The sequence below is a fragment of the Pseudomonas sp. 3MA1 genome (assembly GCF_029237275.1).
Classification (GTDB): domain Bacteria; phylum Pseudomonadota; class Gammaproteobacteria; order Pseudomonadales; family Pseudomonadaceae; genus Aquipseudomonas; species Aquipseudomonas fluorescens_AP.
In genome coordinates this window covers 274,574-288,243 of the sequence record NZ_JAACFX010000004.1, presented here as the reverse complement: position 1 = coordinate 288,243, position 13,670 = coordinate 274,574, and the positions used below count along the sequence as shown (strand labels likewise).

Here is a 13,670-nt window from a genome sequence, read left to right as displayed (position 1 = left end):
GTTCTCAAGCTGCCTGTTTTGCAGTGACGAACGCCGCAAGGCTCGCCACGTTACTGAAGTGGTTGCGGGTGTCCTTGGCGTCGGCATCGATCTTGATGCCGTACTTTTTCTGGATCGCCAGGCCCAGTTCCAGGGCGTCCACCGAGTCCAGGCCGAGGCCTTCGCCGAACAGGGTCTGATCGTTGCCGATGTCCTGGGCACTGATGTCTTCGAGGCCCAGGGCGTCGATGATCAGCAGTTTGATTTCAAGCATCAGGTCCGGGTGTGTATCGCTCATCTCTGGCGAGCTCCTTAATGAAATAGTGGTGCAAGTGCTCATTGAGCTTGCGCGAAGCCTGGGGCGCCGGGCCTTGGGCTGCAAAGGTCTGTGGGTCTATATCGGCACCGACGTGGAAACTGAAGTGCACGCGGCGCTGCGGGATGCGATACCAGGGCTCGGCCTTGGTCAGGGTGGTGGGGCTGACCCGGATCACCACCGGGGTGATGATTTTCGCACCGCGCAAGGCGATGGCCGCAGCCCCCCGATGAAAGGCGGGGGCGCTGCCGGGCTGGGTGCGGGTGCCTTCGGGAAAGACGATCAGGGTCTGGCCTTCCTGCAGTGCCCCGGAGGCCGCATCGAGCATGTCCATGCTGCCGTCGTTGCTGATGTACTGGGTGGCGCGCACCGGGCCGCGGGTGAAAGGGTTGCTCCACAGGCTTTGCTTGACCACGCAGTTGGCGTCGCGCACCAGGCCGATGAGGAACACCACGTCGATCAGCGACGGGTGGTTGGCGATGATCATTTGCCCCGGCCGCCCGAGCCGCTCGGCGCCCTGCACTTCATAGGTGAGCACGCCGCTCCTGGCCATGAAGCGGATAAACAGCCAGAACAGCCGGCTCACGGTGTTGCGCGCGCGTTGCCGGTGGCGGTGGGCATCGCCGGGCAGGCAGGCAAGCAGCGGGAAAATCACCAGGCGCAGGCACAAACCACCTATTCCGAACAGCGCAAAGCTCAGAGCGGTGGCGATCAGGCGCCAGTGGTAGGCATTGCGGCCCTTGGCGCTCAGTGCTTGTGTTGCCAGGTCCATACACGATTCATCCAGGCATGTTGGCAAGTGTTCTGTGCCCCGAGCAGCACGCGCAGCAGGTTCAGGGCGTGGGGCCACGGGGCTTTGGGGGTTTGACCGTCGTTGCTGCCCAGGGACAGCTGCCAGTCGTCGCCTGGGGTCAGCAACAGGCCCAGGGCGTAGGGAAAGGGCACGTCGTCGATCCAGCTGGCATAGGCTTCGGGCGGCTGCTCCTCGGTGATCACCAGCAACACGTGGGGCGCGCCGTCGGCCAGCAGGGTGGCGGCTTCCAGCAGGCCGTGTTCCAGGCCATCGCCGGCGGCGGCCAGGGCGGTCATTTCACTGGTTTCGCCGCGCATGATCGACCACAGGCCGATCACCGCGTTGTGCACCGACAGGCTGAACTGGGTGGGTGACAGCGGCTGCTCGGCGGCCAGGTCGCTGAGGATCTCGAAGGTCCGCGGGGTTTCGCCATGCCGGGAGATGAACACCAGCGGCAACTGCTCCAGGCCTTCGGCCAGGGGCCAGCCAACGCTGAAGGCCATGCGCGCCAGGCGGCTGAGACGGCGGCGCTGCATGGCCGGCAGAAAGGACACATCGGGAGCGGCATCGCTGCTTTGTGGCAGGGTCGGCTGGTGGCTCCAGGCCTGCCAGGCGTCCACGCTTTCGAGCCCAGGGGCCCATGCACGCCATTGAGCGATGTTGAACTTGATCACTTGATTTCATCCCGCCCCTGCGGGCTTCCTTGACGCGGTGTATCGCTTCGATTGGCGATTGACCTGAGTGACGCGAAGGCGTCAGTGGCGCGCATTATCCCGGTGCGACTGGCTTGTAGCAAATGCTGCTTGGGTTGTTGGTCGCAAAAACGTCGAATCTGCACCGCTAAAAGATGTCTATTTGCCACTATCGACGACCGCTCCGAGCCAACCCGCCGTGGCCACGCCTTGCTCCGGCCTGACCGGTGGCGCCAGGACTGCGCAAACTCTTGCGCTGTCGAGGTAGCTAAGCGGCAATCAGGCCTACTACACTCGGTGCTCTTTGATACAGGGAGGTCTAGACATGCGGCGTGTGGTGTTCAATCAGAAAGGTGGCGTCGGCAAATCCAGCATTGCCTGCAACCTGGCGGCGGTCAGCGCCAGCGAGGGCTATCGCACCTTGCTGGTGGACCTGGATGCCCAGGCCAACTCGACCCAGTACCTCACCGGCCTGACCGGCGAGGACATTCCCATGGGCATCGCCGACTTCTTCAAGCAGACCCTGTCTTCCGGGCCCTTCTCGAAGAAGAACCACGTCGACATCTACGAGACGCCGTTCGACAACCTGCACGTGGTGACCGCCACTGCCGAGCTGGCGGACCTGCAGCCCAAGCTTGAGGCCAAGCACAAGATCAACAAGCTGCGCAAACTGCTGGACGAGCTGGCCGAGGATTACGACCGGATCTACCTGGATACCCCGCCGGCCCTGAATTTCTACGCGGTATCGGCGCTGATCGCCGCTGATCGCGTGCTGATTCCTTTCGACTGCGACAGTTTTTCCCGTCAGGCGTTGTACGGCCTGCTGGCGGAGATCGAAGAGTTGAAGGAAGACCACAACGAGGGCCTGGAGGTCGAGGGCATCGTGGTCAATCAGTTCCAGGCCCGGGCCAGCCTGCCGCAGCAGATGCTCGACGAGTTGATCAGCGAAGGTTTGCCGGTGCTGCCGGTGTACCTGGGCAGTTCGGTGCGCATGCGTGAGTCGCACCAGGCCAACATGCCGCTGATCCATCTCGATCCACGGCACAAGCTGACCCAGCAGTTCGTCGACCTGCACAACCTGCTGGAAAACGCCTGAGCCTCAGGTCGTCATGAGCGCAGGACGCGTCCTGCGGCCCATGGCGTCGCGTTAAATCCCCTGGCTGCGCAACCAGCCCAAGAGTTGTGGCAAAGGCAAGGCGCCGCTTTGCCGCGCCACTTCCCGGCCGTTCTTGAACAGGATCAGGCTGGGAATCGAGCGAATGCCCAATTGCCCCGACAACTGCGGGTTGGCTTCGCTGTCGAGCTTGGCCAGCCGGCACTTGCCACTGAGCTGCGCGGCGGCCTGCTGGAAGATCGGCGCAAAGGATTTGCACGGTCCGCACCAGTCGGCCCACACGTCCACCAGCAACGGCAGGTCGCCCTTGATCTGGCTGGCGTAGTCGCCCTGTTTCAAGTCAAAAGGCTGGCTCAGCAAGACCTCGGCCTTGCAGCGTCCGCACTTGGGGTGATCGCCCAGGCGTTCGCCGGGGATGCGATTGAGGCCGTTGCAGTGCGGGCAGGGGATCAGCAGTGGCTCGGACATGATGGGCTCCGCAAATAGGTTGAGCGCCTTAGATGGCGGCGCCCGGGGTGAATATCAAGCTGATGCCCGTCCTGGGTTCAGCGGCTGGGCGAGGCCAGTTCGACGCTGACCAGGCGATCCAGGGTGCGGCCCATGTGAAAGGTGAATGGCCGGCCGAGGGCCTGCATCTGCTGATTGCACAGCTCCTGCAGCTCGTCCTTGCGGGTGTCGAAGGGCAGGGCCGAGGTCAGGGTCTGGACACCGATGGAGCCGATGACGATGGCGAATTCGTCGAGGGGCACCGGCGCGGGCCGGGTGCTTTTCGAGCTGGAAGGCCAGGCCTGGATGGTCTTCTGTTGCAGGTGCCGGCTCAGGTCCGGGTCATCGAAATGCACCTTGAGCGGCACCTTGGCGATGCTGCCGCCGCGGGTCAGCAAGGAGATCAGGCCGCGCTCGCTGTTGTCCTGTTCCAGGGCTTCGTAGCCGATCAGTTGCAAGGGCGTGGGCAGGGTCAGGTGCGCGTTGATCTTGCAGCTGACCGGGCCTTCGATTTCCCTCGCGTTGACGATGGCCTGCAGGCTGTCTTCGTAGCTGCGGTCCAGCAGCATCTCGAACGTCGGGTCGAACTCAAGGGTGGCGTCGATGCTGTCCGGCAGGCCGCTGGGGCCGGGCGGGGTAACGCTGGCCTTGGTGTTATCCAGCTCCAGATGCAGGTTCATCGAGCTGGCCTGGCGCGCACGGGTGACCTGCTCGAAGACGGCCTTGAGTTGGCCCCGTTGTTCCGGGCTCAGGGAGTAGTCCACCAGGCGCAGGTGGATCACTTTGTCGTCCTTCTCGTCACGTTCCAGGGCGATGGCGTCCGGGTCCAGGCCCTGGGCGCCGAGCGCGGCGTAAATGCTCTGTTTGTAAGCCTCGTGCACCAACTGGTCGGAGTATTGCGGGCCGGCCTTGGGGTCGGAGCGCACCGAGTCCTGGAAGTGCAAGGTGGCGAAGTCTTCCTTGCACCCGGCCAGCGACAGCAGCAGGGGCAACAGCAGCAGGTAGCGGGTTTTCATGGCGAACTCTTGCAGGACAATGATGGTGGCAGGGCTCGTGGCATGGGCGAGCGGTGAAGGTGGCAGCCAGGCCGCCAGCGCGTCATTGGGCCAGGCGATGCCCGTTGAGGCCGATGACCACGGCGAACTGCTTGGCGATCACCACTTCGGCCTGGTTGTTGTCGGCCAGGAAGCTTTCCATCGGGAAGGGAAATTCCACGGGAATACCGGCGATCGACATGTGTTTCACCGACTGGACCTGCAGCTCCAGCCCGTCGCTCGCGGTGCCGCCGCTGATCAGATAGACGCTGTCGCTGATCGGCTCGTAGGACATGCCGCCGCTGCCCTGGATACGTTGCAGGCTGGCGGTCTGTTTGGCCAGTTCGTCCAGTTCGGCCTGGGTAATGCGGCGATGCGGTTTACCGTGCAGGCGCAGGTCCTGCAGGTTCATCCGGTACTTGGCGCGGCGGCTCAGGTAGATGACGACCGACACCAGGCTGAAGACGCCCAGGGCCAGGGTGACCAGAGTGAAGAACAGGTTCATGTGCATCCTTGCAGGTACTGGAAATCAGGGCGCGGATTATCCCTGCCCGTCAGTGGCGGGTCCATGTGCAATCCCAGGTTGAGCCGGTGCTGGACGGCAAGCGCCTGTTCAACCTGCGGCAGGTTCGCAGGTTGGCCGAGGGTTTCCAGGTGCCGATGGACGGCTTCGCCCGACTCAGGACGAACAGCTGATTTCCAGGTGCTTGCCCCACTCCGGCGGGCGTTCGGCGTAGCTGTCCATGCCGGCCTGTTCCTCGAAAGGCCGGCTCAGTACCTGATGCAGGCGACGCACTTCGCTGTAGTCCCCGGCTTCTGCGGCGTCGATGGCTTTCTGCGCCAAATAGTTGCGCAGGATGTACAGCGGGTTGACCGCGTGCATGCGCGCGCGGCGCAGGTCCTGGCCCTGGATCGGATCGCGGGCGACCCGTTCCCGGTACAGCTCGGCCCAGGCGTCGAAGCCGTTGCGGTCGACGAAATCGTCCCGCAGCCGGGCCAGCGCCTGTTCCGGCGTGGCGTCTCCCAGGCGGCGGAAGAACAGGCTGTAGTCCACGCCGCTGTTCTGCATCAGTTGCAGCAGGCGTTCCACCAGTTTCTGGTCGTCGTCCTCGGCCTGGGTGAAGCCCAGGCGCCGACGCATCAGGTCCAGGTAATGGGCCTGATACAGCGGCAGGAACAGGCCCAGGCTTTCCCGTAGCGCCTCGACGCTGATGAACGGCGTCAGGGCCTGGGCCAGGGCGCTGAGGTTCCACTGGCCGACGGGCACCTGGTTGCTGAAGGAATAGCGCCCCTGGTCGTCGGAGTGGTTGCAGATGAAGTGGGCGTCGAAATCATCGAGGAAGGCGAACGGGCCGAAGTCGAAGGTGATGCCCAGGATCGACATGTTGTCGGTGTTCATCACCCCGTGGCAGAAACCGTAGGCCTGCCACTTGGCGATCAGCTCGGCATTGCGTTCGACGATTTCACGGAACATCGCCAGGTAGGGTTCCGGCTGCTCCAGGCACTCGGGGAAATGCAGGGCCAGCACATGCTCCCCCAGCTGCTTCTGCTGCTCGGGTTTCTTGGTGTAGTAGAAGTACTCGAAATGGCCGAAGCGGACATGGCTCGGCGCCAGGCGCAGGACCATCGCCCCGCGCTCCTGCTTCTCGCGCCATACCGGGGTGTCCGAGCCGATCACGCACAGCGCGCGGCTGCTGGGAATGCCCAGGGCATGCAAGGCCTCGGAGGCGAGGAATTCACGGATCGACGAGCGCAACACCGCGCGACCATCGCCCATGCGCGAGTAGGGCGTCTGCCCGGCGCCCTTCAGGTGCAGGTCCCAGTGTTCCCCTGCCTGGTTGTAAACCTCCCCCAGCAACAGGCCGCGACCGTCCCCCAGTTGCGGGTTGTAGGAACCGAACTGATGCCCGGAATAGACCATGGCCCGGGGCTCGGCCTCGGCCCACAGCTTGTGCCCGCCGAACAGCTCGGCGAACACCGGGCTTTCGGCCACGGCCGGGTCCAGGTCCAGCAGCGCCATGGCCGCCGGGCTGGCGGCCACCAGCCGCGGGTTGTCCAGGGGTTCGGGCAGTACATGGGTCGAGAAGGCGTCGCCCAGGCGGGCGAAGCGGTTGTCGAAGGTCAGTTCGTCGAGGGCTTTCAACGGCCATCTCCCAGCAGAATGTCCGAGCATTCTGCTAGGGATAGGGGCCTTAGTCGAGTTTGCTGGGTGGCGGTTCCTGCAGCGGCTTGCCCTCGGCCACCGGGACTATGGTCTTGGTCTCCGGCTCGATGGGCACCATCTTGTATTCCTGGCCGTGGAGGTTTTTCAGGTAGACCTCCATCTGCCGGAACGAGATGTTGATGTGCTGCTTCTTGAACTCGCGGTTGATGAAGCGGTTGACCTCGTCCACCACCGGGTTGCGGTCCCCCAGCTCGCGCACGTGCATGCGCAGTTCGTGGTCCAGGGTGCTTTCGCCGAAGTTGAGGAAGTACACCTGAGGCTCGGGTTCCTTGAGCACCCGCGGGTTGTCCCGGGCGGCCTTGAGCAGCAGTTCCTTGACCAGGTCCAGGTCCGAGCCGTAGTCGACGCCGAGCTTGAGGGTCACCCGGGTCACGGTGTCGGTCAGCGACCAGTTGATCAACTGCCCGGTGATGAAGGTCTGGTTGGGGACGATGATGTCCTTGCGGTCGAAGTCGGTGATGGTGGTGGCGCGGATGCGGATCTTGCTCACCGTGCCCGACAGGTTGCCGATGGTGATGGTGTCGCCGATGCGCACCGGCCGCTCGAACAGGATGATGATGCCGGAGATGAAGTTGGCGAAGATCGCCTGCATGCCGAAACCCAGACCTACCGACAAGGCCGCCACCAGCCACTGCAGCTTGTCCCAACTGACCCCGAGGGTGGCCAGGGTCGAGACGAAGCCTATGCCGGCAATGGCGTAGGACAGCAGGGTGGTGGTGGCGTAGGCGCTGCCCTGGGCCAGGTTCAGCTTGGACAGCACCAGCACTTCCAACAGGCCCGGCAGGTTGCGCGCCAGGGCGAAGGTGATGCCGACAATGATCAGCGCCCCGATCACGTCGCCGATGCTGATCGGCACCATGCTCATGTTGGCGCCGGTGCCGCTGGTGTATTCGTAGAGGGTGATGTTGTCCAGGTAGGAGAACACCGTGATCAGGTCCGACCAGACCCAGTACAGCCCGGCGATGAAGCCGCCCAGCAGGGCCAGGCGGATCAGGCGCAGGGACTGTTCGTTGACCTTCTCGATGTCCATGGTCGGCTCTTCGACCACCGCCTCGCCGCTTTCCCCGGCTTCCTTGGCCGCCTGGCGCTTGCTCAGCGCCCGCTGGTAGGCCAGGCGCCGCGCCGCCACCCCGAGTCCGCGGACGAAGGTGGCTTCGATCACCAGCCAGAACATCAGCAGGTACAGGGTGTTGATCAGGCGGTCGCTGAGCTTGAGCGCGGTGTAGTAGTAGCCGAAGCACACGGCGATGAACAAGGCGATCGGCAGCAGGGTGAACAGCATGCCCACCGCCTTGCGGAACAGCGAGGCATTCTCGTGGGCCGGGCTGCTCAGCAGCAGGCGACTCAGCAGCCAGGCCATCAGCCCGTAGCAGGTCAGCACCACGGCGATGCCCAGCACGTCATCGGCCAGGGCCGCGGGTTGGTGCTCGGCCACCGCCACCACGGCCACCAGCGCCAGGACCACCAGCCCCAGGCGCCGGACCCAGCCCTGGAGGAATTCCACCTGGGGTTTTTCCCAGCGGAAATGCAGTTCCGCCACGCCGCCGGGGGCGAGGATCCGATAGGCGGTGTAGAACACCAGCCAGGCCTGGGCGATCTGCAGCAGCGCCGCGCCGAGGTTGGCGTTCTGTCCTCGGGCGTCGATCTGCAGGGCATAGCCGCACAGCGCCAGGCCCAGGGTCACCGGCATCGCCAGGAGAATGTTGACCAGGATCGCCAGCGGCGTGTGCCACTGGCTGTCGCGTTTGAAGTGGCCGATGTCCTTGTGCACCTTGCTCAGGCGTGCATAGAGGTTCTTGCGCCGCCACAGCAGGGCGCCGATCAGCAGCGCCAGGGGCAGGAACAGCAACGGCCGCTGCGCCAGGCCGTCGGTCAGTTCACTGAGGCTGGAGGCCCAGGGCAGGGTGGTGACCTGTTTCTGCAGGCGCAGAGGCACTTCCTGCAGCCACTCGGCGTCCAGCGGCTTGTTGCTGGGGATCCAGAACATCTGCTCGTCGAGGGTCGCCCGCAGGCTCTGGGAGGTGCTCAGCAGCTGCTTCTGGTTCAGCTGCAGGGTGATGGACTCGTTGAGCAGGGCGCTGAGTTCGCGGTTCAGGCGCTCCAGCAGATCGGCGCGGGTCATCGCCAGGTCGATCAGGGTCCGGCGCAGTTGCGGCGTGACCTGCTCCGGCGGCTGGCTCTTGAGCAGGTTGTCGACGTAGGTGCTGGGGCTGCCCAGCAGTTCGCGCTGCTGGTTGACCTCGAACTGATAGAGACGGATATCGGCGATTTCGTCTGCCAGATCGCGGTCCAGCTTCAGGCGTGGCAGGGCCTGCTTCTGTTTGTAGAGAATCTTCGACAGCAGCAGGCTGCCCTTGAGCACGTTGATCTGCTCGTCCAGGGCCGCGTCGCTCTGGGTCACGCTGTCCAGCTGCTGTTTGGTCTGAAGGTTCTGCTGGGTCAGTTCGTTGAGGCGGTCGGTGCTCTTGAGCAGGTAGTCGGAGAGCTTGAGGTTGGTGGCGCTCTCGGTGGCCAGCAGGCTGCTGCTGCCGGCCTTCTGCGCCTCGATCGACTGCTGGGTCACGGTTTCCTGGGACTGGGCCAGGCGCTTCTGGTTGATCAGGGTCTGCAGGTCCTGGATTTCCTGCTCCAGGCGCGCGGTCTTTTCCATCAGCAGGTCATGCTGGCTGCTGCCCAGGTCCTGCAACTGGCTGTTGCCTGCCAGTTCCTGGCGCCGCAGCGGAATCAGCGCATTGATCGCCGCCAGTTCGGCGTTCAGCAGATTGCGCTGGTCGGCGCCGAGCAGCTTGCCGCCGTCCTTGCCGGACTTGAGTGCGGCGTTGATCTGCAGGATCCGGGTCTGGCTGCTGCTGATTTCCGCCTGGGCCCGTTCGGGCCGGGTCTGGGCGGTGATGGTCAGGGTGTTGGCGTCGGCCAGGGCCTTTTGCAGCTCGCCTTGCAGGGTGGTGCGTTCGCTCAGCAGTTGCTCCAGTTGCGACACCGCCAGCGAGCCGTAGCGCTGGGCCACCGGTACCACTTTGCTGGCCTTCAGGCGTGCCAGTTCCCGCTGGTTTTCCGTGGTCTGGCGCGGCGCGTTGCTCAATTGCTGGCGCAGGTCGTTGAGGCGTCGCTCGTAGTCCTGCTTGTTGTTCAGCTGATTCAGGGTGTTCTGCAGCAGGGTCTGCAGGGCCTTCTGATCGGCTTCCGGCAATTTGCGCTCGGCGATCTTGTCCAGGCTTTGCTGGACCGCCTCGGCACTGGGCGGATCGCCGCCCTGAGCGGCGCCGACAGAGAGACTCAGGCCCAGCAGGGCAACAGCGAAGAATTTACGCAGGTTAGGCATAGAAGTCGGTCAAGCAAATAGGAAAGGGGGGGCGCGTTGCGACCAGGTCCGACGCGCTCCGCAGTTTAGAGGAAGAGGCCGGGGCCGGGGCGACTTCCTTCGGGGAATCTGACGCCCACCTTGCCGATCTTGTTCCCGTCCATCACCGCCACGGTCCAGATGGTGTTGTTCCACTCCACCTGGTCGCCGACCACCGGCGCACCGCCGACCTTCTGCGCGATGAACGCCCCCAGGGGCATGTCCGCGTCCTGGCCGTCGAGCTTGAGCCCGTAGAGCGCCGACACCGCGCCCAGCTGGGCGTCGCCTTCGAGGACGAAGTCGCCGAAGAAGCGCAGGTCCAGCCCGCGCTCCGGCGCCTGGCTGAAGAGTTTGCCCAGGGCCGGCAGGTTGTGTTCATGGCCGATCACGCACAGCAAGTCATCGGCTTCAAGCACGGTACTACCCGACGGATGGAGCAGTTGCTGGCCGCGAAACAGCGCGGCAATCCGCGTGCCTTCGGGCATTTTCAGTTCCCGCAGGGCGGCGCCGATGCACCACTTTTCCGCTCCCAGGCGGTAGACGAACATCTCCCACTCGCTGGTGACATGCACTTCCAGGGCCGACCGGGAAATCGGCGCCGGGTCCGGCGGCACCGTGACCTTCAGCCACTTGGCCACCCACGGCAGGCTGGTGCCCTGCACCAGCAGCGAGATCAGCACGATGAAGAACGCCAGGTTGAAGTACAGCTGGGCGTTGGGCAGCCCGGCCATCAACGGGAACACCGCGAGAATGATCGGCACCGCGCCGCGCAGGCCGACCCAGGAAATAAAGGCCTTTTCCCGGCCGTGGAAGGCCTTGAACGGCGCCAGGCCCACCAGCACCGACAGTGGCCGGGCGAACAGGATCATCCACAGCGCCAGGCCCAGGGCCGGCAGGGCGATGGGCAGCAGGTCGTGGGGGGTGACCAGCAGCCCCAGCACCAGGAACATGCCGATCTGTGCCAGCCAGGCCATGCCGTCGAGCATGTGCAGGATGCCGTGGCGGCTGCGCACCGGGCGGTTGCCGATCATCAGGCCGCACAGGTACACCGCCAGGAAGCCGCTGCCGTGCAGGGCGTTGGTCAGGGCGAAGACCACCAGGCCGCCGGCGATCACCAGGATCGGGTACAGGCCGTTGGCCAGGTGGATGCGGTTGACCAGTTGCAGCATCAGCCAGCCGCCGCCCAGGCCGATCACCGCGCCGATGCCGAATTCGCGGATCAGGTCCCCCAGCAGGCCCCAGTGCAGGCCAGTGTGGCCGCTGGCGAGCATGTCGATCAGGGTCACGGTGAGAAACACCGCCATCGGATCGTTACTGCCCGACTCGATCTCCAGGCTGGCAGTGACCCGTTCGTTGAGGCCCTTGCCCCCCAGCAGCGAGAACACCGCCGCGGCGTCGGTGGAGCCGACGATGGCGCCGATCAGCAGGCCCTGGATCAGGTTGAGGTCGAACAGCCAGGCCGCGGCCATGCCGGTCAGCCCGGTGGTGATCAGCACCCCCACCGTGGCCAGGGACAGCGCCGGCCACAGGGCCACGCGGAAACTCGCCACCCGGGTGCGCAGGCCGCCGTCCAGCAGGATCACGGCCAGGGCCAGGTTGCCCACCAGGTAGGCGGTCGGGTAGTTGTTGAAGATGATGCCGCCGCCGTCGACCCCGGCGGTCATGCCCACGGCGAGGATGATCACCAGGATCGGGATGCCGAGTCGCGAGGACAATGAGCTCACCAGAATGCTCGCACCTACCAGCAACGCGCCGATCAAGAACAGGCTGTTGATGGTCGTCGCATTCAAAGGCAGTACTCCAGGGCGAAAAAGGCGGGCGCAAACTGACCATGCAGTCTGCGTGCCAGCGATTCTAACCTGTTGAAATGTGCCGCTGTCAAAAAGCTTTCAATGACCGCGGCCGACCCGGCGCAAGTGCTGTGCGCCGGGGCTTTGCCGAGCCTGGCCCGGCGTTTCAAAGGCTGAAGCGTGCCACCAGGCCGTTGAGGTCCACGGCCAGGCGCGACAGCTCGTTGCTGGCTGCACTGGTCTGGTTGGCGCCGGTGGCCGACTGCACCGACAAGTCGCGGATGTTCACCAGGTTGCGGTCCACTTCCCGGGCCACTTGGGCCTGTTCTTCGGCGGCGCTGGCGATCACCAGGTTGCGTTCGTTGATCTCGATGATGGCGCTGTTGATGGTGTCCAGGGACAGGCCGGCGCCGCGGGCGATGTTCAGGGTCGACTCGGCGCGTTCGGTGCTGTTGCGCATCGAGTCCACGGCATGTTCGGTGCCGCTCTGGATGCTGCCGATCATGCGTTCGATTTCGCTGGTGGACTGCTGGGTACGGTGGGCCAGGGCACGCACTTCGTCAGCGACCACGGCAAAGCCGCGACCGGCCTCGCCGGCACGGGCGGCTTCGATGGCGGCATTGAGCGCCAGCAGGTTGGTCTGGTCGGCCAGGCCGCGGATCACGTCCAGTACCTTGCCGATGTCCCGGGATTCGTTGGCCAGGTCGCCGATCAGGCGGGCGGTGCTTTGTACGTCCGAGCTCATGCGCTCGATGGCGGACACGGTTTCCTGCACCAGGTCGCGACCGTCGCCGGCAGAGGTGGTGGCGTTCTTCGAGGCTTCGGAGGTGCTGACGGCGTTGCGCGCCACTTCTTCCACGGCGCTGGTCATTTCATTGACCGCGGTGGCGGCTTGTTCGATCTCGTTGTTCTGCTGGGTCAGGCCGCGAGCGCTTTCCTCGGTGACGCTGTTGAGCTCCTCGGCCGCCGAGGCCAGCTGGGTGGCCGAGCCGGAGATGCGTTGCAGGGTGTCGCGCAGTTTTTCCTGCATCTTGGCCATGGCGCGCAGCAGGCGTCCGGCTTCGTCGTTGCCGTCGACCCGGATCGGCCGGGTCAGGTTGCCTTCGGCGATCTCTTCGGCGGCGCTCAGGGCGTTGGCGATCGGCAGGGTGATGCTGCGGGTCAGCAGCCAGGCGAACAGCAGGGTCAGGGCGGTGGCCAGCACCAGCAGGGTCACCACCAGGGCGAAGGCCGAGGAGTACTGCTCGGCGGCTTGCTGGTTGGTGTCCAGGGTCTGCTGGGTGTTGATCTCCAGCAGGCGGTTGAGCACGGTGTTCATGGCTTCGGAGTTGTTCAGCAGGTCGGTGTTGAGCAGGTTGCGCAACTCGTCCACCTGATTGCTGCGCGACAGGCTCTTCATCCGCTCTTCGATCTGCCGGTACTGGCCCAGCAACTGCACGTACTGGTCGTAGGCGGCTTTTTCCGCCGGGCTGCTGATCAGCTTTTCATAGGTCGCCTGGGCCGTGCGGATCTGCTGATTGCGCATCTCCAGCAGTTCCACGGTCTTTTGCTGCACATCCGGCTCGCGGTTGACCAGCAAACGGTAGGACAGCACCCGCAGGCGCAGGGTCAGCTGGGTGAACTCGTCGAGGCTCTTGATGCTCGGCACGCTGCTCAGGGTGATGTCCTCGGCGGCGCCGCGGATCTTGCTCATCTGATTCAGGGCGAACACCCCCAGGATCAGCATCAAGCCGCCGATCATGGCAAAACCGAGGAAGGCCCGCGGAGCGATATTCATATTACGAAGGGACATGGTGGGTACCAGAAAGGGCGCATCCGTGCGGGGCTTGAGACTGATCTACCGTGACTTATCGGTCGTACGACTAAAGTCTTGAGCCACGCCGTGGATTTAGCCTTTTGGCT

Annotated in this window: 12 protein-coding genes; 2 read left to right on the top strand and 10 right to left on the bottom strand. The window is 64.6% G+C overall.

The features are described from left to right. Positions 1-4: 4 nt before the first annotated feature. From GWQ44_RS13845 to GWQ44_RS13835, 3 genes are read right to left on the bottom strand one after another with little or no spacing between them, the layout of a single operon-like run. A complete protein-coding gene (locus GWQ44_RS13845) occupies positions 5-277 on the bottom strand; it encodes a phosphopantetheine-binding protein (RefSeq protein WP_011058851.1) in 273 nt (90 codons plus the stop codon). Beyond that, positions 246-1,067, bottom strand: coding sequence for a lysophospholipid acyltransferase family protein (locus GWQ44_RS13840; RefSeq protein ID WP_016962654.1), 822 nt, complete (start codon positions 1,065-1,067; stop codon positions 246-248). The genes GWQ44_RS13845 and GWQ44_RS13840 overlap by 32 nt, the downstream gene beginning before the upstream one ends. Continuing rightward, entirely contained in the window at positions 1,043-1,762 is a 720-nt protein-coding gene (locus GWQ44_RS13835) for a beta-ketoacyl synthase chain length factor (RefSeq protein ID WP_275927571.1), read from the bottom strand. Before GWQ44_RS13835 ends, GWQ44_RS13840 begins: the two co-directional genes overlap by 25 nt. A 343-nt stretch (positions 1,763-2,105) precedes the next feature. Between GWQ44_RS13835 and GWQ44_RS13830 the strand changes: the two genes are divergently transcribed. Continuing rightward, a complete protein-coding gene (locus GWQ44_RS13830; RefSeq protein WP_047301238.1) occupies positions 2,106-2,876 on the top strand; it encodes a ParA family protein in 771 nt (256 codons plus the stop codon). Between the two features lie 51 nt (positions 2,877-2,927). Here the strand turns inward: GWQ44_RS13830 and trxC are convergent, their stop codons facing one another. The 3 genes from trxC to GWQ44_RS13815 form a co-directional block, all read right to left on the bottom strand. Next, positions 2,928-3,362 (bottom strand): thioredoxin TrxC, encoded by a 435-nt coding sequence (gene trxC, locus GWQ44_RS13825; RefSeq protein WP_016962657.1) that lies wholly within the window; start codon positions 3,360-3,362, stop codon positions 2,928-2,930. Positions 3,363-3,439: 77 nt separating this feature from the next. Continuing rightward, the gene (locus GWQ44_RS13820) at positions 3,440-4,396 is read right to left on the bottom strand and encodes a hypothetical protein (RefSeq protein WP_275927570.1); all 957 of its coding nucleotides are present in this window, start codon (positions 4,394-4,396) and stop codon (positions 3,440-3,442) included. A gap of 82 nt (positions 4,397-4,478) precedes the next feature. After that, positions 4,479-4,919, bottom strand: coding sequence for an IgaA/UmoB family intracellular growth attenuator (locus tag GWQ44_RS13815; RefSeq protein WP_016962659.1), 441 nt, complete (start codon positions 4,917-4,919; stop codon positions 4,479-4,481). An 8-nt stretch (positions 4,920-4,927) separates the two neighbouring features. Here GWQ44_RS13815 and GWQ44_RS13810 point away from each other — a divergent pair, with 8 nt between their 5' ends. Continuing rightward, positions 4,928-5,110, top strand: coding sequence for a hypothetical protein (locus tag GWQ44_RS13810; protein WP_103742104.1), 183 nt, complete (start codon positions 4,928-4,930; stop codon positions 5,108-5,110). Here GWQ44_RS13810 and GWQ44_RS13805 read toward each other — a convergent pair. The 4 genes from GWQ44_RS13805 to GWQ44_RS13790 form a co-directional block, all read right to left on the bottom strand. Further along, positions 5,094-6,557: a protein adenylyltransferase SelO gene (locus GWQ44_RS13805; RefSeq protein ID WP_275927569.1), complete on the bottom strand. Its 1,464-nt coding sequence runs from the start codon at positions 6,555-6,557 to the stop codon at positions 5,094-5,096. The genes GWQ44_RS13810 and GWQ44_RS13805 overlap by 17 nt on opposite strands. Before the next feature lie 49 nt (positions 6,558-6,606). After that, the gene (mscK, locus tag GWQ44_RS13800; protein WP_016962662.1) at positions 6,607-9,960 is read right to left on the bottom strand and encodes a mechanosensitive channel MscK; all 3,354 of its coding nucleotides are present in this window, start codon (positions 9,958-9,960) and stop codon (positions 6,607-6,609) included. Between the two features lie 65 nt (positions 9,961-10,025). After that, the gene (locus tag GWQ44_RS13795; RefSeq protein WP_047301248.1) at positions 10,026-11,768 is read right to left on the bottom strand and encodes a potassium/proton antiporter; all 1,743 of its coding nucleotides are present in this window, start codon (positions 11,766-11,768) and stop codon (positions 10,026-10,028) included. A 166-nt stretch (positions 11,769-11,934) separates the two neighbouring features. Then, positions 11,935-13,560 carry a methyl-accepting chemotaxis protein gene (locus GWQ44_RS13790; RefSeq protein ID WP_275927568.1) on the bottom strand — a complete coding sequence of 542 codons (1,626 nt, stop codon included), beginning with the start codon at positions 13,558-13,560 and terminating at the stop codon, positions 11,935-11,937. Between the last annotated feature and the right edge of the window lie 110 nt (positions 13,561-13,670).